24 protein-coding genes and 1 tRNA gene are annotated in these 24146 nt (G+C 34.2%); 20 read left to right on the top strand and 5 right to left on the bottom strand.

The features are described 5' to 3' along the window. Positions 1 to 3: 3 nt before the first annotated feature. The 20 genes from DR017_RS10410 (at position 4) to DR017_RS10320 (ending at position 20118) form a co-directional block, all read left to right on the top strand. Positions 4 to 549 carry a dTDP-4-dehydrorhamnose 3,5-epimerase family protein gene (locus DR017_RS10410; RefSeq protein ID WP_002678310.1) on the top strand — a complete coding sequence of 182 codons (546 nt, stop codon included), beginning with the start codon at positions 4 to 6 and terminating at the stop codon, positions 547 to 549. 1 nt (position 550) lies between these two features. After that, positions 551 to 1429: an NAD-dependent epimerase/dehydratase family protein gene (locus tag DR017_RS10405; protein ID WP_002678528.1), complete on the top strand. Its 879-nt coding sequence runs from the start codon at positions 551 to 553 to the stop codon at positions 1427 to 1429. Beyond that, positions 1426 to 2835 carry an O-unit flippase-like protein gene (wzx, locus tag DR017_RS10400; protein WP_002678344.1) on the top strand — a complete coding sequence of 470 codons (1410 nt, stop codon included), beginning with the start codon at positions 1426 to 1428 and terminating at the stop codon, positions 2833 to 2835. Before DR017_RS10405 ends, wzx begins: the two co-directional genes overlap by 4 nt. Beyond that, positions 2835 to 3845: a glycosyltransferase family 2 protein gene (locus DR017_RS10395; RefSeq protein WP_002678490.1), complete on the top strand. Its 1011-nt coding sequence runs from the start codon at positions 2835 to 2837 to the stop codon at positions 3843 to 3845. The genes wzx and DR017_RS10395 overlap by 1 nt, the downstream gene beginning before the upstream one ends. Next, the gene (locus tag DR017_RS10390) at positions 3845 to 5095 is read left to right on the top strand and encodes a glycosyltransferase family 4 protein (RefSeq protein ID WP_002678427.1); all 1251 of its coding nucleotides are present in this window, start codon (positions 3845 to 3847) and stop codon (positions 5093 to 5095) included. Before DR017_RS10395 ends, DR017_RS10390 begins: the two co-directional genes overlap by 1 nt. After that, a complete protein-coding gene (locus tag DR017_RS10385; RefSeq protein WP_002678514.1) occupies positions 5092 to 5805 on the top strand; it encodes a glycosyltransferase family 2 protein in 714 nt (237 codons plus the stop codon). The genes DR017_RS10390 and DR017_RS10385 overlap by 4 nt, the downstream gene beginning before the upstream one ends. Beyond that, the gene (gene wecB, locus DR017_RS10380; RefSeq protein ID WP_002678433.1) at positions 5805 to 6932 is read left to right on the top strand and encodes a non-hydrolyzing UDP-N-acetylglucosamine 2-epimerase; all 1128 of its coding nucleotides are present in this window, start codon (positions 5805 to 5807) and stop codon (positions 6930 to 6932) included. The genes DR017_RS10385 and wecB overlap by 1 nt, the downstream gene beginning before the upstream one ends. After that, positions 6922 to 7938, top strand: a complete 1017-nt coding sequence (locus DR017_RS10375) for a glycosyltransferase family protein (protein ID WP_002678407.1) — start codon at positions 6922 to 6924, stop codon at positions 7936 to 7938. Before wecB ends, DR017_RS10375 begins: the two co-directional genes overlap by 11 nt. Continuing rightward, the gene (locus DR017_RS10370) at positions 7935 to 8747 is read left to right on the top strand and encodes a glycosyltransferase family 2 protein (RefSeq protein WP_002678345.1); all 813 of its coding nucleotides are present in this window, start codon (positions 7935 to 7937) and stop codon (positions 8745 to 8747) included. The genes DR017_RS10375 and DR017_RS10370 overlap by 4 nt, the downstream gene beginning before the upstream one ends. Continuing rightward, positions 8748 to 9824, top strand: coding sequence for an EpsG family protein (locus tag DR017_RS10365; protein WP_002678531.1), 1077 nt, complete (start codon positions 8748 to 8750; stop codon positions 9822 to 9824). It abuts the gene before it with no gap. 5 nt (positions 9825 to 9829) lie between these two features. Next, positions 9830 to 10864 (top strand): glycosyltransferase family 4 protein, encoded by a 1035-nt coding sequence (locus DR017_RS10360; protein ID WP_002678610.1) that lies wholly within the window; start codon positions 9830 to 9832, stop codon positions 10862 to 10864. Then, a complete protein-coding gene (locus DR017_RS10355; RefSeq protein ID WP_002678605.1) occupies positions 10861 to 11976 on the top strand; it encodes a glycosyltransferase in 1116 nt (371 codons plus the stop codon). The genes DR017_RS10360 and DR017_RS10355 overlap by 4 nt, the downstream gene beginning before the upstream one ends. A 519-nt stretch (positions 11977 to 12495) precedes the next feature. Then, positions 12496 to 13059, top strand: a complete 564-nt coding sequence (locus DR017_RS10350; protein ID WP_002678527.1) for a hypothetical protein — start codon at positions 12496 to 12498, stop codon at positions 13057 to 13059. Between the two features lie 183 nt (positions 13060 to 13242). Beyond that, a complete protein-coding gene (locus tag DR017_RS10345; RefSeq protein ID WP_002678366.1) occupies positions 13243 to 13944 on the top strand; it encodes a glycosyltransferase in 702 nt (233 codons plus the stop codon). Then, the gene (locus DR017_RS10340; protein WP_002678471.1) at positions 13941 to 15047 is read left to right on the top strand and encodes a glycosyltransferase WbsX family protein; all 1107 of its coding nucleotides are present in this window, start codon (positions 13941 to 13943) and stop codon (positions 15045 to 15047) included. Before DR017_RS10345 ends, DR017_RS10340 begins: the two co-directional genes overlap by 4 nt. Then, positions 15044 to 15877 carry a glycosyltransferase family 2 protein gene (locus DR017_RS10335; protein WP_002678402.1) on the top strand — a complete coding sequence of 278 codons (834 nt, stop codon included), beginning with the start codon at positions 15044 to 15046 and terminating at the stop codon, positions 15875 to 15877. The genes DR017_RS10340 and DR017_RS10335 overlap by 4 nt, the downstream gene beginning before the upstream one ends. 11 nt (positions 15878 to 15888) lie before the next feature. Then, the gene (locus tag DR017_RS10330) at positions 15889 to 17472 is read left to right on the top strand and encodes an acyltransferase family protein (RefSeq protein ID WP_050772791.1); all 1584 of its coding nucleotides are present in this window, start codon (positions 15889 to 15891) and stop codon (positions 17470 to 17472) included. Further along, positions 17453 to 17770, top strand: coding sequence for an SGNH hydrolase domain-containing protein (locus DR017_RS14400; RefSeq protein ID WP_040360932.1), 318 nt, complete (start codon positions 17453 to 17455; stop codon positions 17768 to 17770). Before DR017_RS10330 ends, DR017_RS14400 begins: the two co-directional genes overlap by 20 nt. Before the next feature lie 114 nt (positions 17771 to 17884). Continuing rightward, positions 17885 to 19042: a GDP-mannose 4,6-dehydratase gene (gene gmd, locus DR017_RS10325; RefSeq protein WP_002678503.1), complete on the top strand. Its 1158-nt coding sequence runs from the start codon at positions 17885 to 17887 to the stop codon at positions 19040 to 19042. Positions 19043 to 19044: 2 nt separating this feature from the next. Beyond that, positions 19045 to 20118, top strand: a complete 1074-nt coding sequence (locus tag DR017_RS10320) for a GDP-L-fucose synthase family protein (protein ID WP_002678602.1) — start codon at positions 19045 to 19047, stop codon at positions 20116 to 20118. Between the two features lie 73 nt (positions 20119 to 20191). On the opposite strand, the gene DR017_RS10315 is transcribed toward DR017_RS10320, so the two are convergent. From DR017_RS10315 to DR017_RS10295, 5 genes are all read right to left on the bottom strand, one after another. Then, positions 20192 to 20902, bottom strand: coding sequence for a hypothetical protein (locus DR017_RS10315; protein WP_050772792.1), 711 nt, complete (start codon positions 20900 to 20902; stop codon positions 20192 to 20194). Positions 20903 to 20929: 27 nt separating this feature from the next. Then, positions 20930 to 21613 (bottom strand): hypothetical protein, encoded by a 684-nt coding sequence (locus DR017_RS10310; RefSeq protein WP_232501547.1) that lies wholly within the window; start codon positions 21611 to 21613, stop codon positions 20930 to 20932. Between the two features lie 499 nt (positions 21614 to 22112). Then, positions 22113 to 22189: transfer RNA gene (locus tag DR017_RS10305), tRNA-His, on the bottom strand. A gap of 118 nt (positions 22190 to 22307) precedes the next feature. Beyond that, positions 22308 to 22856, bottom strand: a complete 549-nt coding sequence (gene rfbC / locus DR017_RS10300) for a dTDP-4-dehydrorhamnose 3,5-epimerase (protein ID WP_002678424.1) — start codon at positions 22854 to 22856, stop codon at positions 22308 to 22310. Then, complete coding sequence (locus DR017_RS10295; RefSeq protein WP_040360937.1) at positions 22837 to 24081, bottom strand: alpha/beta hydrolase-fold protein; 1245 nt, start codon at positions 24079 to 24081, stop codon at positions 22837 to 22839. Before DR017_RS10295 ends, rfbC begins: the two co-directional genes overlap by 20 nt. Positions 24082 to 24146 lie beyond the last annotated feature (65 nt).

Below are 24146 nucleotides of genomic sequence, written 5' to 3'. Positions count from 1 at the left end.
GAAATGAAAACAATTATACCAACTTCTATTGAGGGGGTTTACATAATAGAAAATTTTAATGCTTTTGATGATAGAGGATTATTTGTAAAAACATTTAACACAGATTTTTTAAATCAAAAAGGTATTGATTTTCAAATAAATGAAAGTTATTACTCAATTTCTAACAAAAATGTGATAAGAGGGATGCACTTTCAGTTGCCTCCTGATGACCATCAGAAATTAGTATATGTAATATCAGGGAGTGTTATAGATGTAGTGCTCGATTTACGAAAAGAATCCAAAACTTACAAACAATACATCTCTATTGAGTTGAGCGATAAAAACCATAAAAGTGTCTATATCCCTAAAGGATTAGCACACGGTTTTAAATCATTAGAAAACAATACTATAATGATGTATAATGTAGGTACAACTTATAATCCTACTAGTGATGCAGGGATACATTACAATAGCTTTGGATTTAATTGGGATTTAGAAAAACCCATACTTTCCACAAGAGATTTATCTTTCCCTACTTTAGATGATTTTTCAACTATAAACCCTTTTTAAAATGAAAAAGCGAGTAGTAGTAACAGGTGCTACAGGATTCGTAGGATCTCATTTAGTAAATGCTCTATTAGAAAAGGGCTATGAAGTATTTGTAATCATCCGATTGGAATCAGATTTTTCCTCTCTAAAAAAAATAGATGAAACCCATATTTTCAGATATTCAGGAGATATAATGCAAATGGTTTCTTTTTTTAAGAAAATACAGCCCATAGGAGTATTTCATTTAGCTTCTAAATTTATTGCAGAGCATAAAACAGAAGAAGTAGATACATTGATAAATAGCAATATATTATTTTCTACACAACTTTTGGAAGCTATGAAAGAGGCTAATGTAAAAAACTTAATAAATACAGGCACCTCTTGGCAATACTACAATAATGATGATTATAACCCTGTATGTCTATATGCTGCTACTAAACAAGCTTTTGAGGCTATAATAGAGTATTACATACAAGCAGGAGATTTTAAAGTAATAACTTTAGTGTTGTTTGATACTTATGGTGAAAACGACACACGACCCAAACTGATGAATCTACTTAAAAAAGTTGCTACAGAAGGTACTGCTTTAGATATGTCAGCAGGTGAACAACAGTTAAGTTTAGTACACATCTCCGATGTTTGTAAAGCCTTTATATTAGCTTTTGAGATGTTAGAAACACAGCAAATAAATAAGCATAAACATTATGCCGTAGTTTCAGATGAGATCTATACATTAAAAGAAATAGTTCAGATTTTTGAACGACAAACGAATAAAAAATTAAATATTACTTTTGGTAAACGACCTTATAGAAAAAGAGAGGTTATGAAAGTGTGGGATAAGGGAGAAAAACTACCTAATTGGAAAGCAGAAATTTCGCTAGTTGAAGGAATAAATGTATGATAAAGATAACTAAAACAGATGTACTTTGGAATTATATAGCGCAGTTCTTTAGTTTAGCTTCTGGGCTCATTACCCTACCTCTTATTTTAAAAATACTAACTGTAGAAGAAATTGCACTCAACTATATTTTTCTAACAGTTTCATCTTTAGTACTCCTTTTCGACTTTGGCTTTTCACCTCAATTTAGTCGTAATGTAAGCTATGTATACGGAGGTGCTCAAACACTAAAAAAAGAAGGAATAGAAGATGCCCCCTTTGGAGAAGTAGCTATCAACTACCGATTAATAGCTACTCTCGTAAAAGTAGGTCAGTATGTCTATCTCCGTTTAGCATTGTTAGTGCTACTGATAATGCTAACTGTTGGAAGTTTGTATATTTACAAGGTTACAGATGGCTTTCATTCAGTAGCCCACTCATTGCCTATTTGGATACTTTTTTCGCTTTCTACAGCTTTTACTATTTATTATGAATATTACAATTTCCTACTGACGGGAAAAGGGGCTATCAAAGAAACTAAAATAGCTTTACTCGCCTCTCGGATTGTTTATATAGGGCTTACTTTTTTGTTTTTGTATATAGGATGGGGATTAATGGGAGTTGTATTAGCAAATTTTATAGCTCCTTTTGTAAATAGAATGTTGTGTTATCGATTCCTTTTTACAGAAGACTTTAGAACCCAGTTGAAACCTTACAATATTAGCAAGGAAGAAATCAGTGCCACTTTTGATATTATATGGTATAACGCTAAAAAATTAGGTTTAGTATTTGTAGGAGCTTATGCCATTACAAAATTTAGTATGTTCTTAGCAGGTTTGTACTTATCTAATGAAGAAATAGCTTCTTATGGCTTGATGATGCAATTAGTAAATATACTCTCGGCAGTAGCCACTACTTTTTTCATTACTTTCCAACCCAAATTTGCAGCCTTACGTGTAGAAGGTGACCAACAAGGTTTTGTAAGATTGTTCTCTTTTAGTATGGTCATCTTCTATATTTTATTTGTTTTAGGAGGATGTATTTTGCTCTTTGGAGGCAATACAGTTTTAGGTTACATACACTCAAATGCTTTTCTGCCTAATAAATTGATTCTTTGTCTTTATATAATAGTTGTACTTTTAGAAAACAATCACTCACATTTTGCAACAGCTATTATCAGCAAGAATAATATTCCTTTTGTCAAACCTGCTCTTTTAGCAGGAATTGGGATCGCAATAGGAAGTTTTATAGTATTAAAATATACCTCTTGGGGAATTTTAGGCTTAGTCCTTGTACAAGGATTTTGCCAAGTGGTGTACAACAATTGGAAATGGCCTCTAGTTATTCTTAGAGAATTTAAACTCACAATGTTCCAATTCGTACATATAGGTGTACGAGAAACTTATTACAAACTAAAAACTATTTTTTAATGAGATATACAGCTGTAAACCAAATACCCTCTATAGCTATAAAGCAAGGAGTTGTTCCTGAAGGAGCACAGATTACAATAGCAATCCCCACCTACAAGCGAGCTCACTTGCTTAGAGAGACCCTTGAGAGTTGCTTAGCACAGCAAACAAACTTCCCTTTTGCTATAATGGTAGTAGACAATAACCCTGAGCGAGAGTGCGAAACAGAACAATTGTTACAAGAATATGAAGCTATTCCTCATCTATTTTATTATAAAAACACTGAGAATGTAGGGATGACAGGCAATTGGAACAAACTTTTTGAACTCGCTCAAACGAACTTTGTGGTAATGCTTCACGATGATGATTTGCTGTATAATGATTACGTAGAAACCTTAGGTCTAATTTTAAAAAAAATTGACTATAAAGTAGATAGTATATATTTAGAAAAGCAAACTTTTGATATAAAGGAACACATTCCTATAAAAAAAGTTAATAATGTAAAGACTTTCCGTTTAAAACCTTATGACTTTCAATTTGATAACATTGCCAATATAACAGGAGCTTTATTTAAGAAAGAAACTCTAATAGCTCTAGATGGATTTGATGACGCTTATTATCCCTGCTCTGATTATGAATTATATGTGCGATTGGCATCTAAAGGAATTTCGCATAAAATTTTAGGATATTCTACTCTATATAGGATATCAGAAAATGAAAGTATAAAATTCAGCACAGCTCTACAGATGATAGAGTCAAACAAAAAAATTATAAAAGGTATTACAAAAAATTATCTCTTTATATACCAATGGTTTTTGAAGCACTTTTTTAAAGCTTATGATTGTTTTTATATAAAAGGATATAAAAGTTATTTCAAAGTAAATGACCCTCAAGTAGATACCTATATAGAGGAAAAGGAAACAAAAATACAATTCATAGACCGTTTAGCTTTCAAATTAGGAATGCTTATGGCTTATAAAATCTTTCCCCTATTAAAAAGAAAAAAGATAATAGAATTAAATAATTTGTGATGAAAGTATTACATATCAATATAAGTGATGTAGAAGGAGGAGCTACACGAGCTGCCTATCGCATACATAAAGCTCTATTAAAAGAAGGCATAGATAGCCAAATGTTGGTACATTCTAAAGGAGGTGATGATTATACTGTACAATCTGTATGGAAAACAAAATTAGGAGTGATTTTTAAATTCTTACGCCCTTATTTGGATGTGCTCCCTATCAAAAAATATAAAAATAGAACCAAAACTCCTTTTTCAGCTGCTTGGGTACCTTTTAGTAAAGTAGTCGATAGAATTAATGAAATTAATCCTGATATCGTACACTTACATTGGATATGTGGAGGAATGCTTCGTATAGAAGATCTTGCTAAAATAAAACAGCCTATCGTATGGACATTACACGATATGTGGGCATTTACAGGAGGAGAGCACTATGATGAAGGACAAGCGCATTACACTGAAAAATGTGGTAATTCAAAAGTACTCAACTCTCATAAAGAAAATGATTTGAGTAGAAAAGGATGGGAACGAAAAAACAAAACTTATCAAAGAATAAAATCTTTGAATATTATCGCTCCAAGCAGATGGTTATACAACGAATCTAAAAAAAGTTCATTATTAAAAGATAAACCTCATTACCTTTTGCCTTATGTACTCGATACCGATATTTTTAAACCTGTGGATAAAAATGTAGCTCGAGATTTATGGCATCTACCAAAAGACAAAAAGTTAATACTTTTTGGAGCGATGAATGCTACTGGTGATAAAAGAAAAGGGTATGATCTCCTTTTAGCCGCACTTAAACAATTGAAAAGAGAAGATGTAGAAATTATTGTCTTCGGCAGTTCAGCTCCTAAGGAAAAAAGTGATCTACCTTTTAAAATTCACTATACTGGGCGTTTATATGATGACATAAGTTTAGTTACTCTCTATAGTTGCGCTGATGTGATGATAGTACCAAGCCGACAAGACAACTTAGTCCAAACCGCCTTGGAATCTATTTGTTGTGGAACTCCTGTTGTAGCTTTTAACACTACAGGACAACCTGATATCATAGACCATAAAATCAATGGATATTTAGCTCAACCTTTTGATAGTGAAGATTTAAAAAATGGAATTGAGTGGGTTTTAGATAATGAAAATTATGAGTCCCTTTCAAAAAATGCTCGAGAAAAAGCTCTAACACATTTTACAGAAGGAGTTAATACCCCTAAACAAATAGAAATATATAAAGAGGTTTTAAATTTATATCAAAAATGATTTCTTTACCTAATATTACCATCATTACAGTTTCTTACAATGCTGTTAAAACTATTGAAGATACAATTTTGTCTGTAATCAACCAGACCTACCCTAATATAGAGTATATCATCATAGATGGAGGCAGTACCGATGGTACATTAGATATTATCAAAAAATATCAAGATAAAATTACCTATTGGGTAAGTGAACCCGATAAAGGCATTTATGATGCAATGAATAAGGGAACTCTAAAAGCTACAGGGGTGTGGCTCAACTTTATGAATGCAGGAGATACTTTTTATGATCACCAAGTATTAGAAAAAGTATTTAAGGATAAAGATTGGAGTAATACTGATGTAATCTATGGAGATGTAGTATATGTATATCCTAATAAAGAGGAAATACGGAAAACAACTTCTTTAAAAAGAATAAAAGTAGGTATTCCTTTTTGTCATCAATGTGTATTTGTGAAAACTAAACTTCAACAGCAGTATCTATTTAATACAAATTATAAAATTTGTGCTGATTATGATTTTTTTCACACACTATATAAAAAAGGATATTCTTTTAAATATAAAGAACTGATAATTGCAAAATATTTGGCTGGAGGTCTTTCTTCCGATGTTATTTCTCTATATTTGGAAGAATGGCGTGTTTCAGGATGGAAAAATAGTTTTTATTTTATTAGTAGAATAGCTTGGTACAAAATAAAGAAAATATTTAGATAATGACTCAAAAACTCCTTTTTATATTTGGCACACGCCCCGAGGCTATTAAAATGGCTCCGCTTATAAAGGCTTTTCAAAAAGAAACAACTTTTGATACAAAAGTGTGTGTAACAGCACAACATCGTGAGATGTTGGATCAAGTGTTAGATTTCTTTGAGATAAAAGCGGATTACGACCTTAATGTGATGAAGCCTAATCAAAATTTGTATACACTTACCGCTACAATTATTACAGAACTAAAAACTGTTTTAGAGCATTGTAGCCCTAACTATATATTCGTGCACGGCGATACTACTACCACTATGGCGGCGAGTATTGCAGGCTTTTATGCAGGAGCTAAAGTGTGCCATATAGAAGCAGGACTTAGGACTTTTAATAAATATGCACCTTTCCCTGAGGAGATTAACCGAAAAGTAACAGGAGCTATAGCCGATTTTCATTTTGCCCCTACCCAGCAAGCAAAGCAAAACTTATTAAGAGAAGGGGTAGATGAAAAAAGTATTTTGGTAACGGGCAATACAGTGATAGATGCTCTTTTAGAAAGTACTAAAAAAGTAGAAAAATTACAAGACGAAGAGATTGATGCTTTAAAAAAGGCAGTAGATAGCACTAAAAAGCTAATCTTAGTGACAGGACACCGTCGTGAAAACCAAGGCGAAGGCTTTATACATATCTGTCAAGCACTGAAAAAAATTGCTCTACAAAATCCTGAGGTACAGATAGTCTATCCAGTGCATTTAAACCCTAATGTAAAAGAACCTATTTATCGCATATTATCAGGTATTGAGAATGTAAAATTGATTGCTCCCTTAGCCTATCCTGCTTTTGTATGGCTGATGAATCAATCCTATCTTATTATTACCGATAGTGGTGGTGTACAAGAGGAAGCTCCTAGTTTAGGTAAACCTGTATTGGTAATGCGTGACACTACCGAACGTCCTGAAGCGGTAAGTGCAGGGACTGTTATCTTGGTAGGTACTGATGAACAAAAAATAGTAGATGAATGTGAACAACTACTTAACGACCAAGAAAGATACTCAAAAATGAGTGCTTTACACAACCCTTATGGAGATGGTAAGGCTTGCAAGCGAATTGTAGAATTTTTTAAGAAAAGAAATGAAATATAAAATATTTTTTGAGCAGGGAGACAGACACGATGCTACTATTCACTATGTAAATATTATTAAAAAGACTTTGGAAAGAGAGTCTGGAGAAGATGTCCTTATAGTAGATAATATTAAACAAATAGAAAAAACAGAAATAGTAGTTGTTGTCAATGCTAAAGCCCATCTAAAACTCCTCTTAAAAAATAGAAAACAGAAAGTAATATGTTGGTATCAAGGCATTATGCCTGAGGAAATATTAGTAAATTATACAAAAAAAGATAAATGGCTAAAATATATTCTTTGGCGATGTTTTGAATATATATCACTAAAATTAGTTTCTTTTGCGTTATTTGTTTCCAATAGAATGAAATATCACTATGAGAATAAATATAAAATCAAATTTAAGGATAATTTTTATGTAATGCCTTGTTTCAATCAGAAATTGATAGAGGAAAGTTTTTTTGTGAAAGGAAAATATGAAACTCCTTCATTTGTATATGCAGGAACTATGTCTAAATGGCAATGTATTGATGAAATGTTACAGATATATAAAGAAATTAAGACTAAAATACCAAATGCAACGCTTACTCTATACACTTCTGAAAAAAAAGAAGCTCAAGATTATTTAAAAAAATATAACTTAGAAAATGTCCTAATAGATCACTTGCCTTATAACCAGTTGTTTGAAGCATTACAACATTATAAATATGGATTTATTATCCGTAAAGATATTGAAATGAATAGAGTTGCTACTCCTACAAAAATGAATACTTACTTAGCTAATGGAGTCATACCAATATACAGTAACTATATTTTTGCTTTTAAAGAAGGATTAAAAAATACACAATATCAAATTGAAATATCAAATAATGATGAAGTTTTAGAAGAGATTGTCTCTTTTGAGAAAAAAAATATTGAGGCTATTAATGTGTTAGAAAATTACAAATCAACAGTATTCAGCCATTTCTATTCTGAAGATTTTCATATAAATAACCTTATTGAGAAAATAAAGAAAATTAACCTATGAAAATATCATTAGTAACTGCTACTTTGGGGCGTGTAGATGAAATTAACATACTATTAGACTCTCTTGTAAAACAAACATATAAAAACTTTGAACTCATTATTGTAGATCAGAATGAACACTATAAAGTTCAGAATATTGTTGATAGATATACTAATATTTTAAGCATTAAATACATTAGAAGTAGTACAAAAGGGCTTTCTTATAACAGAAATGTTGGTATTAAAGAATGTTCTGGAGATATTATAGGCTTTCCTGATGATGATTGTTATTATAGTGAAAATCTCTTAGAAGAAATTGTATATACTTTCAAAGAGAAAAAAAATAAAATTACATTAGTAGAGGCTTATGATAGTATTACTAAAAATATTTTTATCTCTAAAACAGATGTTGTAAGTCGTAAATCTCTATTTAAATACGCTATTTCTTTTAACTTGTTTGTAATCTTTGATAAGAAGAAATTATTTGATGAGCGTCTTGGAGTTGGAACTTTCTTCTCTTCAGGTGAGGAAACTGATTATATATGGCAACTATTAGATAAAAAAGACATAGCTATTTTTGCAAAAAATGCTAAAGTATTTCATCCTCAAAACGCTGCTTCTAACAACTATCAAAGAGCTTATTCCTATGGGCTCGGCTTTGGAGCACTATTTAAAAAAGAAATTTTAGGAAGAATGCACTATACTTATTTTATAATGTACCTCAAATATCTTATCCGTAGCATAGGGGGAATTGTATTATCCTCTAATAAAAAGTTCTATTGGGGAAGCTTAAAGGGGAGAATTAAAGGTTTTTTATTATTTAAATTATAAATGTACTTTTTAGTACCCATATATTCGTTTTTAGCTTTTACAGCTCGCTTCTTCTTTACAGAGAAACTCTCTAAAGAAGTCAAAACCTATATATATGTATTCAGTTATATCCCTATTATTTTCGCGCTTCTATACATCGCAGGATTAAGAGATATAACAGTAGGTACAGATACTGCTCATTATCGAGATATTTTTAATAACCCCGACGATATTGAAATAGGGTTTCAGTGGTTCGCTGAATTTATAAAATATATAGGAGGTAATTTTCACCTTTTTCTCTTCTTATTTTTCTTTATTTCATTATCCCTAAAGGTATACGCTTTTAAAAAAGTCTCTTTATATCCCTTACTTTCTATTTGTATTTATTCAAGCTTTTGGTTTTTAGTATATGAAATGAATGGTATTCGGCAAGGGCTTGCTTTAGGTTTTATAGCACTGAGTTACTATTTTCTCTCCGTAAATAAAAATTGGTATTTCTATTTGTCGCTTTTAGGAGCTATTTTATTTCATTACTCAGCACTCGTTTTTCTACCAATTATCTTTATTATAAAAAAGAAATGCACAAATCTCATCTTCTGGATAGTATTAGGGATTATAGTCCCCTCTGCTTATTTAGGAGTAACCTCTTTTATATTAGAAGGATTAGGTACTATTATAGGGGTTGATTTGCGCCTAATAGAAAGAATTATATCCTATCGAAATGATGAGTCTTATAATGCTAATATTCTCTATTCATTCAGTACATTTGTGAGATTTGTAATATTATTTATTACTTTTTTCTTTATCAATAGAGTTCACCTTTCTGAAAGAACAAAAAATATATTCTTATGGTGTGCTCTCTTAAATATTAGTGTTTATCTTTTGTTTAGTGAGGTAGAGATTATCGCTACAAGGCTCTCTTTGTATTACCGTTTTTATGAATGTTTCTTTTTAGCTTGTTTGCCTAATGCTTTTAAAGGAAAAGTAACCAAAATTTTGATAGGATTCCTTTTGTGTTTATATGCTCTTTCTCAAATAATAAAAACATTAGCCATCCCAAATAATGCTTTAGTGCCTTATAAATCTATATTGTTCTAATAAATATGAAAATAGCTATCGATTGTAGAATGTATAATAGTTCAGGTATTGGAACTTATTTACAAGGTATTCTTCCTTATCTATTGGCTGAGCAGAAGAATAATTACTTATTGTTAGGAAATTTCAATATACTATCTAAATATAAAGCAAAGAATGTAGAAATTCAAGAAGTAAATATACCTATATTTTCAGTAAAAGAATTATTTTGCTTCCCTTGTGCAAAAATCAACTCTTACAACGTATTTTTAACCCCTAATTTTAATATCCCAATAGGAATAAAAATACCTATTTATGCTTTTATCCACGATGTTGTTTTCTTAGACATCAAAGAACTTACTTCAAAAATAGGTTACTATATAAGGAAATTTTATTTAAATAGGGCTGTTAAAATAGCTAAAAAAATATTTACTGTTTCAGAATTCTCTAAAAAAAGAATTTCATTCCATTTCAAAAAAGCAAAAGATATTGTTGTAGCTCCTTGTGCTATTAAAAACGAGCTCATAAATTATTTCCCACAAAAAGTTTCTAATTCCAAAGAATTTATTATCTTTGTAGGCAATATCAAACCTCACAAGGGGTTAGAAACCTTAGTGAAAGGCTGGAGATACGCAAGAAAAAAAGGATTTGATAAACAATTGGTAATAGTAGGAGAAAAAGAAGGATTTAAAACAAAACTTTCTAATGAAGATTTCCTTAAAGATAAAGATATTATTTTTACAGGTAGGATATCTGATGAGGAACTTTATGATTATATGAATAATGCATCTATCTTAGTGCAACCATCAATTTATGAAGGTTTTGGGCTTCCTCCCTTAGAAGCTCTTTATTTAGGAACAACTTGTTTGTTGTCTGACATTGAGGTTTTTAAAGAACTTTATGCCGATTTCCAAAATTGCTATTTTTTTAATAAAGAAAGTGCAGAAGATTTAGCAAAAAAATTATTGTTATTATCTCCTCAAAAAATAGAACAAAAAAAAATTATAACTAATCAATTTGATTTTAAACAAACTACCAAGATTATTTTAGAAAATATAGTATGAAAATATTGCATTTAGGAAAGTTTTATCCTCCTTCTTTTGGGGGTATTGAAAAAGTTAATTATGACATTGTAGAAGGTTTGAATGCAGGAGGTTTTCAAACAGATGTGTTGTGCTCTAATCATACTAAAGGAAATGTATTTACTAACAATATTTACAAAATATATCGAGTTCATACTTTAAAAGTTGTAGCGTCCACTCCTCTTAGTTATTCTTTCATCAATACTTTAAAGAAAATACAAAATGAATACGATATTATACATATTCACCTTCCTAACCCTATGGCTAATTTAGCCGTTTTCCTCACACGCCCTAAAGCTAAAATTATATTACATTGGCATAGTGATATTATCAAACAACGCAAATTAATGATTCTCTACAAGCCTCTGTTAGATTGGTTACTAAGAAAGGCTACCTCTATTGTTGTTACCTCTCCTACTTATGTAGAAGGATCTTCTACCCTAAAAAAATATAAAGATAAAATAACTTGTATTCCTATTGGAGTTGATGGTAATGAATTAACTATAAAAAGAAGTGTATTTGATAATCTCAAGGAAATATATAAAGACAAAAAAATAATATTTACCTTAGGTCGATTAGTTTATTATAAAGGCTTTGAATACCTTATTGAAGCTTCAAAATCCTTACCCAATGATACGATTGTTTTAATAGCAGGTATAGGGGAACTAAAAGACAAACTACAAGAACAGATACATTCCTATAATTTGGAAGACAAAGTAAAACTCTTAGGAAAAATCCCTTTTGAAGAGTTAGGTGCTTATTATCAAATTTGTGATATATTTTGTCTCCCATCTACCGAGCGCTCAGAAGCTTTTGGAGTAGTACAAATCGAAGCTATGGCTTTTGGAAAACCTGTCATCTCTACAAGTATCAAGGGTTCAGGGGTAGATTGGGTCAACCTTAATAATATATCAGGCATTGTAGTTCCTCCTAAAGATGCTAACAAATTAGCAGAAGCTATTATAGAATTACTCACTGATGAAAAGAAGTATCAACAGTTATCAATAGGGTCTCGAAAAAGATATGAAGAAGTTTTTACAAAAGGGAAAATGGTAGCAGAATTTGAAAAACTGTATTTAGAGATACTAAAATAATTATTCTTAAAAATCCGTTCTCTGCCGTGTTCTTATAGCTTGTGCTTTGGTAAATCTATAGCGATTTTTTCGAGATCCTCCAAGAATTCTAAAGTTCAGTTAGATTCCACATTTGTAGGAGTTCCCCTATTAAAGTAATCTCTTACATCACAATTCATGTAATCTGTGGGAGACCTAAAAAACAGTGAAGCTGTTTATTTATTTGATTAGTAAATAATTAACCATATTTCCTTACACTAAACTCTCGCTAAATATTACAAACTCTTGATAGCAACATCAAGCCTTTCTCTCTCAGTTCATTGACATAATACCCCTGTTACAAACCTATTACCCCTCGTTACAACTTTTTGCACACACACAAAATTCGCCGCAATTTTGCACTGTAAAAGTTAGGAAATAAAGTTCAGAAATGAAATAGGAAATAGAATAGTGGTCAGCCCCTCTGGACAGGCTGACGTGTCCAGCACTTTTCACTATCCCCTAACCCCTAATTATGAACAACTTTAAAATCAAACAAAAATGGCAAAAAGTATTAACAACATCGTAACAGAAGGCCTTTCAGGTCGAATTGGTAAACAAATCGTTTTCAGCCAACGCAATGGCGAAACCATCGTTTCTAAATTCCCAGTGCGCACCAAAAAGCCTACCGCTAAACAGATAGCACAGCAAACAAAATTCTCAAATGCTATCACCTACGGCAAAAACGCTTTGCAAGACAATGCTCTTAAAGAAGCCTACACCACCGAAGCCCTCAAACGCAAAGGTGTAACAGCCTACAACCTCGCTGTCGCCGATTTCCTCAAAGCTCCCGTGATAGAAACCGTAGACGTTTCAGCCTACAAAGGTCTTGCAAGTGGAGAAAAAATAGCGATTGCAGTAACCGATAATTTTAAAGTAACCAGCGTGAAAGTAGCTATCGTAGGTAGCGACGAAAGTACTGTAGAACAAGGCGAGGCAACCCTCAAAGAAGGCAAATGGATTTATAGCACCACCGCTACCAATACCTCTCTCTCAGGTGATAAAGTAGTAGTAACCGCTACCGACCGCCCTGGTAACCAAACCATTAAAGAGATAACTCTCTAAAAACTACTCGTTACTATAGCAACGGTTAGAAAAACAATAGGCTCATCCATTTATGTCAAAGATGAGTCTATTGTTTTTGTACATCTAAAAAATATTGAAAAAAGATAACGAAGTTTGCAATATTTTTTGTAACTTCGCAATTTAAATTTTTAATCTTAAATAGAATACGCCTTATATATCTTAATGCTACTCTCTATTATCATCCCCACATATAACTCGGCTTCACACATAGCCCATTGTCTTTCTCTTATACAACAACAATTAGGGGAAAATCAGCTCTATGAAGTGGTTATCGTAGATGGTAAGTCTACCGATGAAACCCTAACTATTGTAGAGAGTTTTACCCAAAAAATTCCTCAATTAAGGTGGATTTCTGAAAAAGACAAAGGAATTTACGATGCTATGAACAAGGGTATTGCTCTCGCTCACGGAAAATTTCTCTATTTCTTAGGTGCTGATGACGAAATTACTTTCTCTATAAACCAAATAACTCAAGTATTGCAAAACAACAACACTATCTATTACGGCAATGTACTTTTAAAAAACACACAAACACTATACGATGGAGTTTTCACAACCGCCAAACTCATAGAACAAAATATATGTCACCAAGCAATTTTCTACCCTAAGAAAATAGTAGAACAACACCCGTACAACCTGAAATACAAGCTGCTAGCCGATTATGAATTAAACCTAAAACTTTGGAAAAAATACAAATTTGAATACGTAGATCTCACCATAGCTGTATATAGCAACGATGGAATTTCTACCCAAGTGAAAGACAAACAATTTAAAAGTGATTTCCTTTCCATACTCTATAAGTATTTAGGAATAAAATATGTAATAATAAAAATATACAACAAACTTAAAAGAACACTACAATGAAATATATAGCTTTCTATTTTCCTCAGTTTCACTCCATAGAAGAAAACAACCGATGGTGGGGACACCAGTTCACCGATTGGGAGTTGGTACAAGCCGCCCAAAAATATACTGAAGAACAACGACAACCCCGAATCCCTTTGAACAACAACTACTACGACCTTACTGAAGCTGAGGTAATTGCTTGGCAAACCCAATTAGCAAAAAAATACGGATTAGGAGGCTTCAATTTCTATCACTATTGGTTTGATGGCAAGCTATTGTTAGGCAAGCCTATGGAATTGTTTTTAGCAAATCCTAACAACGACCTCAACTTCTGTATCACTTGGGCAAACGAAACTTGGACAAAACAGTGGATCGGTAGCTCCGAAATACTGATGGAACAAAAACATTTAAATGATAAAGATCTTTGGCAACAACATTTTGATTATTTGTTACCTTTTTTCAAAGACCCTCGCTATATTACCATAGACCAAAAACCTGTATTTTGCATCTATCGGCCCGAACTCAATAAACATCAAACCCAATGGATGAATTTCTTCAACCAAAAAGCTCGTGAAAATGGTTTTGAAGGCATCTATTTTATCGGAATGAAATCCTATGACCTCGATAGAGAAGACGAAGTGTATAGCAGCTTCCAAGCCAAAATGCTCTTTCAACCTCGCTATCTGTTCAACAAAAAATTCTTCCAACGCAAATCGTGGGTGTCAGCAATAGAAAAAAAACTGAGACGATTGCCTGAAAAAATGCAATTCTGGATAGGCCGACTCAAATTTAAAATGGAAAAAAGCCAAAAAGTAGACTATGTAGCTTTTGGTGAAGCGCTCTTAACTTTGGCACAACAAACTCAAGACAAAACCTATCAATCAATTATTGTAGATTGGGATAACACTCCCCGATACAAAAATCGCTCTAAATTCTTTGTAAACGCTACTCCTGCCAATTTTGAACACTTTTTAAAAGAACTCTCCCTTATCGAAGCTGCTAAAGGAAACGAATTTGTATTCATCAATGCTTGGAATGAATGGTCGGAAGGCGCTTATTTAGAACCTGATACTACTTATGAATACCAATATTTAGACGTCGTTAAAAAATTATCGGAATGAAACTCTCAGCCTCCATAGTGTTATACCAAACCAACCTCACACCTCTCAAAAAGGTCATCGATAGCTACTTCGCTTGCAAAAGTGAGGCACTACAGTTGTTCCTTGTCGACAACTCGCCCACCGATGTGCTCAAAAGCGTACTAACAATGTACCCCGATAAGGAAATACACTATATTTTCAACAACGAGAATATGGGGTATGGCAAAGCACATAATATTGCTATCAAAAAATCTATGGAGCAAGGGCTACCCTATCACATAGTCTTAAATCCTGATATTGTAATACAAGAAGGTGCCTTAGAAAAACTCACTCATTATATGAATGAGCACCCCGAGGTAGGCAATATAATGCCAAAAATCATCTATCCAGATGGTCAATTGCAATACCTTTGCAAACTCCTCCCCTCCCCTATCGACCTCATTTTTAGGCGTTTTATCCCTTTTAAAAAATGGAGAGATAAAAGCAATAAACATTTTGAGTTACACAACTTTAGCTATAACCAAACGATGAACATCCCCATACTCTCAGGTTGCTTTATGTTCTTGCGCACCGAAGCCCTTGAGAAAGTAGGATTATTTGATGAACACTTTTTTATGTATATGGAAGATTTCGACCTCAACCGTCGCATCCATCGTGCCTACAAAACCATCTTCTTCCCCGAAGCCGTTGTTGTACACGAATATCAAAAAGCATCCTATAAAAATATCAAACTATTAAAAGCCCATATCAAATCAGCTATTTATTACTTCAATAAGTACGGTTGGTTTTTTGATAAGGAAAGAAAGAAAATCAATCAAAAAACCTTAAAACAAATTTTAGAGAAGGACTAAAAACGCTTATTATGCTGAAAAAGAATACTTATCGCCCCGACATCGATGGACTTCGCGCTTTAGCGGTTTTAGCCGTTGTATTATTTCATTTAAGCCCAACGCTCTTGCCCAATGGCTTTTTGGGGGTAGATATCTTTTTCGTTATTTCAGGCTTTCTCATTACCACTATTCTCTATCGTGAGATGGAGCAAAACAACTTTTCGTTTGCCAATTTCTATAATAGGCGCATCAGGCGAATTCTTCCTGTTTGTTTTGTGGTGATAGTTGTAGGGTTATTGCTCACACGATGGCTCTTCTTAACCAAAGATTATTACAGTGTTGCCAACAGTGCAGTAGCTTCTGTTTTCTTTCTGTCTAACATCTATTTTGCAAGAGTGGGAGGCTATTTTGATATATCTACCGAAGAACGACCTTTCAATCATATATGGTCACTATCTGTAGAAGAACAGTTCTATTTCATTTTTCCCCTATTGTTATGGGTGATATTTAAAAGTAAGTTCCTCAGAAAACATATCATAGCTGTATTACTCTCAACAATGTTTTTCTTGCTATGCCTCTCCTTCTTACCATTAGAGAAAATAAGCATATACTTAGATGTCTACTATCTCCCTCACTTGCGAATGATAGAGTTGCTCACAGGCTCATTGCTAGCTGTAATCTTGTGCTTGAAAGGCAATCATTTGTCTCCAAAAGCATCTAATATATTAGGCATCAGCACTTTTATAATAATTATAGCTTGCTTGTGTATCAAAGGCATTTTTGTTCCTCCTTATTTCCCAGGGGTAACTTCATTCTTGTTGTGTGTCCCTACAGCGCTACTAATTGTAGCCAATGAAAAAGGAAACTACGTGAAAAAACTATTCTCAATACCACTTATAGTGTGGATAGGAAAACTCTCGTACTCTTTATACTTATGGCACTGGGTTATATTAGCAATGTGTAGGTATTTTTTAGGTGGAGGCGACTTACCTTTAGGGGTTGCTTTAGGAGCTTTTATACTAATGTTCTTACTTTCAATCATCACCTATTATTTCGTAGAACAACCTTTTAGAAAGAAAAAATACACTTTCAAGAAGAGCTTTTTGTATTTATACCTATTGCCTCTTACAGTAGTGATAGCTATTAGTTACAGCCTATATCAAGCAAAAATTCCCGAGCTTCAAAAAACTTCATCACACTTTCCACCAGTAACGTGTGAAAAATGTAGTACCTCAAAAGATACTTTGCAAACATTAGGCAATACACAAAGTCTTTATTCTAAAAAAATCCTTTTTGTAGGCGATAGCCACACCTCTCATTTATCTCCTTTCATAGATATAGTGGGGAAAAAGGAAGGTTGGAAAGCCGATGTCTTATCTGCTGGGGCTTGTCCATCGTTATTAGATACTCAAGGGTGGAAACCTTCTCCCGAATGCAAAAAGGCGCTCGATTACTTGCAAGAACACTACCTACAGTACAATGTTATCTTTTTAGTAAACTCATATACTACCGATAGAGAAAATATCCCTGCATATACAGAAAAGTTTATCGCTACTTACTATACGCACCTTGTTAGCTGCTGGGAAAGACGTTTATGTGCTAAACTCCTCAGCTAATTTTGATTATGATGTTCAAAGAAATCAAAAGCTCAAAGAGCAAGTAGGAATCCAATATTTCACCTCTCTTAGAGGAGAAAAATACAAGAAAAATTACGAACGTTGGGAAAGATTTATCGCTACTCTAAAAACCGAATTTCCTACTCTCCATATAATAGATCTCTCTCATTACATCCCTAATGATGGTTGTATAGCAGGGAAACCAATAATGTACGACACCAATCATTTCAATACCTACGGAGCTCAACAAATAGCAACTCTTTTCATAGCGAATGGTGAGAAACTCCTCATTCCTTAATATGAACTTGAAGTTAGGGGTTAAATCAAAAAATATCACCAAAACAACCCCATTTCCAATATTTTTCGTAACTTCGCCCCTTGAACAATCACCTTTATTACACCAAATAATAAAATGACAAAAAAAGCACTCATTACAGGTATCACAGGGCAAGATGGTGCCTATCTCGCTGAGTACCTGCTTAAAAAAGGATATGAGGTACACGGTATGAAACGCCGCTCCTCTCTCTTCAATACCGACCGTATTGACCATCTCTACCAAGACCCCCATTTAGAACACCGCAACCTCATCTTACACTACGGCGACCTCACCGATAGTATGAATATCACTCGCCTTATCCAAGAGGTACAACCCGATGAAATCTACAACCTCGCTGCGATGAGCCACGTGCACGTGAGTTTCCAAACCCCTGAATACGTAGGTAACGCCGATGGTCTCGGCACCTTACGCATCCTCGAAGCTGTACGCCTCTTAGGGCTTACCGAAAAAACGCGTATCTATCAAGCTTCTACCTCCGAACTCTATGGATTAGTGCAAGAAGTACCCCAAAGTGAGCGCACTCCTTTCTATCCGCGTTCACCTTATGCAGTAGCTAAATTATATGCCTATTGGATTACCGTAAACTACCGTGAAGCCTATAATATGCATGCCTCTAATGGTATCCTCTTCAACCACGAATCTCCTATACGTGGGGAGACTTTCGTAACCCGCAAGGTAACCCGTGCGCTCAGCAGGGTAGCGTTGGGTATGCAGGATAAGTTCTATATGGGTAACCTCAGCTCTCAACGCGATTGGGGGCACGCCAAAGACTATATCAAGGCGATGTACCTCATCTTGCAACAGCCTGCCCCCAGTGATTATGTAATCGCTACAGGCATTACTACCGCCATCCGCGATTTTATCACAATGTCTGCCAGAGAAATAGGTCTCACTATCGAATTTAAAGGTAAAGGCGTAGACGAAAAAGGCTATATCACTGCAGTAGACGCTTCTGTTTTCAGCGAAAAAGTAGGCGAAAAGTACCTCAGTGCTATACGCGAACGTATTACCAATAACCCAGAAGTGGTGAATGTAGACCCTCAATATTTCCGCCCTACTGAGGTGGATTTACTCATTGGCGACCCTACCAAATCGCAAACTGTTTTAGGTTGGAAACCTGAGTATGACCTCAAAGGATTAATCGAAGATATGATGCGCTCGGATATCAAACTCTTCAAACGCGATGCTTACCTCAAAGAAGGTGGCTTCACTGTAATGAATTACTTTGAATAACAATGGATAAAAACGCTAAAATATATATTGCAGGACACAAAGGGTTAGTGGGTTCTGCTATTTGGAAGAATCTTTCTCAAAAAGGATATACTAATTTAATTGGCAGAACCAGTGCCGAACTCGACCTACGTGATGCACAAGCTGTCGCTCAATTCTTTAAAGATGAAAAACCCGAGTATGTCTTCTTGGCAGCAGCCAAAGTAGGGGGCATTATGGCTAACAACATCTATCGCGCTGATTTTATCTACGAAAACCTGATGATTCAAAACAATGTGATTCATTCGGCTTACGAAAATAAGGTGAAAAAACTGTTATTTTTAGGGAGTACTTGCATCTACCCTAAGGAAGCGCCTCAGCCTATGAAAGAAGAATGTTTGCTCACCTCTCCGTTAGAATATACTAATGAACCTTATGCCATTGCTAAGATTGCCGGCATCAAGCTATGCGAGAGCTACAACCTGCAATACGGCACTAATTATATTGCTGTAATGCCTACCAACCTCTATGGACCTAACGATAATTTTCACCTCGAAAACTCACACGTATTGCCTGCAATGGTACGCAAAATCCATTTGGCAAAAGCCTTGCTCAACAACGATTGGCAAGCTGTAAAAACAGACCTCAACAAGCGTCCTGTAGAAAGTATTACGGGTGAAAGTAGCAAGGAATTCATACAAACCATTTTAGCTAAATATGGCATCACCGATAAAAAAGTAACTTTATGGGGTACTGGCACACCTTTGCGCGAGTTCTTGTGGAGTGAAGATATGGCAGATGCTTGTGTGTTTCTAATGGAACGTATCAATTTTAAAGATACTTACCCCACCAATACCAAAGAGGTGCGCAATACGCACATCAACATTGGTACGGGCAAAGAGATTTCTATCAAAGAGCTTGCTTATATGATAAAAGAGACCATTGGCTATCAAGGAGAAATAATATTCGATAGTACCAAACCCGATGGTACAATGCGTAAACTCACCGACCCCAGCAAGCTACACCAACTCGGTTGGCAACACACCATCGAACTCCAAGAAGGCGTAAAACTGATGTATGAACATTATTGCAATTCTTAATAATTAACGTGAGTTCGATATAACAGAACATCGAACTCACGTTATTTCTCAATTTTTGTTGTATTCTTAGGAACTAATACCTAAACTCCTCCCAACCATATTGCCAATATTGGGGTTTAGGGATAAAATCACCTACTCCTCCATCAAAATCACCTGAGCAAGGAATACGATATTCTCCCCAAGAGGCTATAGAGGCTTTTTTAGTTTTATAACTCGTCCAAGTACCAAAAAATTGGTAATTTCTTTCTCCATCAGTATAAAAGAATATATTAGAATATATGGGGTTTTTATTTATTCTCTTATACCAAAGAACAAGCATTTCTCCTTTAAAAATACCTGTTGCGGAAAGTTTTTCTTCTTCTGCTAATTGGTATGAAAAAGTAGAAAAACCCTCAATATCTCCATTTTTAAGAGGTTCTTCAAAAGTAGGTTCGGTAAATTTGTAATGAGAAAGTAAAGTAAACATTCCTTTGAAAGTCCGTTTGTTTTTGTTCATCACAGTACTAAAGCCCTCTACTTCATATAGATCTTTATTTTCTTCACTCTTTTTTATAGAGGTAAAAGTGATGCGCAACCGTTTGCGATTTACCCCTATAAATCCTAAAAAGTTATCTTTTTTACCATTTAAAACTTGCAACATATCAAGATGAATGTTGTATTTTTCATAAGGTACATTATGTGTTGTTCTCTCTATGACATCTTTGAATGTACAAGGTTGTGCATACATCGCGCTACATAGCAGCACTAATGTATAACAAAACCATCTGTTTAATAATTTCTTCATATTTTTCAGCTGCTTTTTTATTTGAAATTATTCCCGAAATCGATACTCTTCTACTAAACTATCGATATATCTATCCTGTAACCTATTGATTTCTTGTTCTATTTCATCTGTAACAGTATATGTTTTTCTTATTGACCATTTGCCATTTTCTAAAACATAAGCATCTTCTTTATAAGGATATTTAGGATTATAAGAAGTCTCTAAATCTGGTGTATATTCCAAATATTTTTTATCTATGATAAAAATAACAGCATTGAAATGTTGGTTGAGTTCTTCTATTGATAATGACATTATTTCTTTTCTTATTTTATCTTTACACACTTCTTCACCATTGCATTTAGATGCAATGATAAAAGTATCAAATCGATTTGTCTTAGGAATTAGAATAACATTCGCATTTCCTAATTTATTTCCTTTGTATGGACATCCATAATATGGAATTTGATAATACCCCTCTCTTTCGGAAAATTCATCATATTTAAAGATTTTATATAACTCTTTTCTATTTATATTGGTTGTATCATTTTTATTTTCTATAAATGCTTGGTAATCGTCATTTACTTTTTGAGCTTGCTCAGTAGGAATTTCATCTGGATTTTGTTTTCTCCTCTCCTTAAACATTTGTTGATTGGGTATGGTGTATAGAGAAAATTCACAAACAAAGCTTGTTAAATAAAGAATTAGCAATATTACAAGCCTTTTCCAACCCATTTTCATAAAGAACAAAGAAAACAGATAAACAAGAGGATAGACCAAGATTATCCAAAAAAAACAAGCGAACAATATTGTCATTATAGCTGAAAATAGATAATCAAAACAGAAACAAGAATTTTCATACCATATCCTATTGAAAAAGCGATGCGCCTGTGGATAATTGTAATATACAGTAGCTAAAAATATAAATACCAGAAATAAGACTACTTGTACCTTGTATATATTGTGACTGTATTTTCTTAAAAACATAAATAAAGTTTGATGTGAGAAATATATAGTTAAACATTCATTAATCTCATAAACAGTTTCGCTATTTATTTAAGCCTCGTACTGATTACACGGATAAATCTGTATTATTGCACGGAGTAGCAGCTGGTGCAGCTAGATTGCACGGATTGTGGTGTAAATATGGTTGCAAGTTAATGTTTTGTTATGCCTTTAAAGTATAGACATAAAAAAATACGCTCTAAGGCGTATTTTTATTAGGGTTTCCCTTTGGGGTGGAATATGGGGCTCGAACCCACGACCTTCGGAACCACAATCCGACGCTCTAACCAACTGAGCTAAGACCACCATCTTTATTTTTCGGGGGCAAAAGTAATACCTTTTTTTGAAACCACCAAACTTTTTACCAAACTTTTTTAGATATGAAGTAAGAGATAAGAGGTAAAAAAATGTATCCCCTTAATTATCAATCATTAATTGTTAATTGTGATAAAAGTGGAGCTTTTTCATCTTTTGCCGATAGGATAATATCTTTTTCTGGCAGCTGCCAATCTATCGCTATAGTAGGGTCGTTCCAGCGCACACTTCCCTCGCTCTGAGGGGCGTAGTAGTTGTCGCATTTGTACTGAAAAATAGCTTCTTCACTCAGTACTGCAAAACCGTGTGCAAAGCCTTGTGGAATAAAAAACTGTCGTTTGTTTTCCTCGCTAAGCACTACCGATTCGTATTGCCCAAAGGTGGGTGAGCCTTTGCGCAAATCTACTGCTACATCCAATACCTTGCCCTTCACGACTCGTACTAATTTGGATTGTGCAAAAGGGGGCTTTTGGAAGTGCAAGCCACGCAATACACCATAACTGGATTTTGATTCGTTGTCCTGTACAAATGTGATGGGGGCTACTTGCTCATTGAAACGCTGCTGTGAAAACGACTCAAAAAAATAACCTCTGTCGTCAAAAAATACTTGTGGCTCTATAATCACCACGCCTTCTAATTTAGTTTTGATTACTTTCATCAGTGGGGGTTTGTTCGTCTATGGGTTCTGAAACTTCCTCTGTAATTTTCTTAGATTTCTTAGAGGTTTTTCCTAAATTTCTATTGGTTTTAAGTGCATTGATACGCTCGTTGATAAGGTCGGCGGTGATGAAATCTATACTGGGCTCAGTATACGATTTTTGATAGGTTTTCAATGCTTTTTTATAGTCTTCAGTCTTTTCGTAGTATTCGGCTAAGAAGAAGTTAGGCATAGCGGTTTTTACATAACCATTGCTTTCTACATATTTTGCTAACTTCCTAAGTGACTCCCAATCGGCAGCAGATTTGATAGCGGTGTAGGTTGCCATTATATCGTTGAGCAATGGTTTCTTTTTGAGTCCGATATACTGTTCGATAGTGTTGTACTTGTTCTCTAAATATTCAAAAATATTGTTGCTAAGGGTTTCCATTTGGGTTTTGTATTCCTTGCCTCCTATAGGTTTGTAGATATCGAAACACTCGTCGAACGCTTGTGCGATTCCTTGTAATTTGGCGGAGTTGATAGAGCTTCCCTTCATATCGGCAAAGCGGTAGACTACTGATTGGTGGATAGGCATAGAGCGCAAACCTTTTTCAAAATTAATAGCTTTGTCGTAGTTGAGTTTGTTCTCTACATCGGCGGTTGCCATATAGTAGTACAAGCGGTGTTGATTTTTTGAGGGTCCTGCAGCCAGAGCGGTGGCAAATTCGGGTGCCATACGTGGGATTACTGTAGGGTTTAGGCTCACGTACATACTAAAGGGAGATTTTGGGCTAAGCAGGTAGTAGTTGATTAGAAATCCAGCTTCCTCTGAAGCTACAATTCCTTTGAAGTTGGCGATAGGGTATTTGCCTTGTATATAGGGTACTAATTCATTGGAAATAAACTCGAAATAGCGCGCCGACTCATTCATAGGGCGTCCTACCTCATCGATGACAGCTACATCTTCTAACTTTTCATCGAATACGCCTACTACTATACATTTGGGCATTTCTTGGAATTGTTCGTAATAACGCACAGCGGTTACCACGGGTTCCATTAGGGTGTTGGCATTGAGCACTACTATGAGTGGGTAGGTTTGTTTATCGGTGTAACCTGCGGGCTTGTAGATGCCTAATTTTTGGCGATTGCCTGTTGTGCCCGAAGTGAAAGTTTCGTTGCTAATTTGAGCAAAAATACTTTGTGCCATTAGTATGGCCATAAGGAGTGTACATAATTTCTTCATCTGCATAGATTTTTTTGTTTGAGCGTACAAAATAACTAAAAAAGGCTTATATAAAAAAGTTATCC

This window comes from Capnocytophaga sputigena (genome assembly GCF_900446695.1).
GTDB lineage: Bacteria > Bacteroidota > Bacteroidia > Flavobacteriales > Flavobacteriaceae > Capnocytophaga > Capnocytophaga sputigena.
The sequence above is the reverse complement of the archived record's forward strand: the minus strand, read 5'-3'. Positions and strand labels throughout refer to the sequence as shown.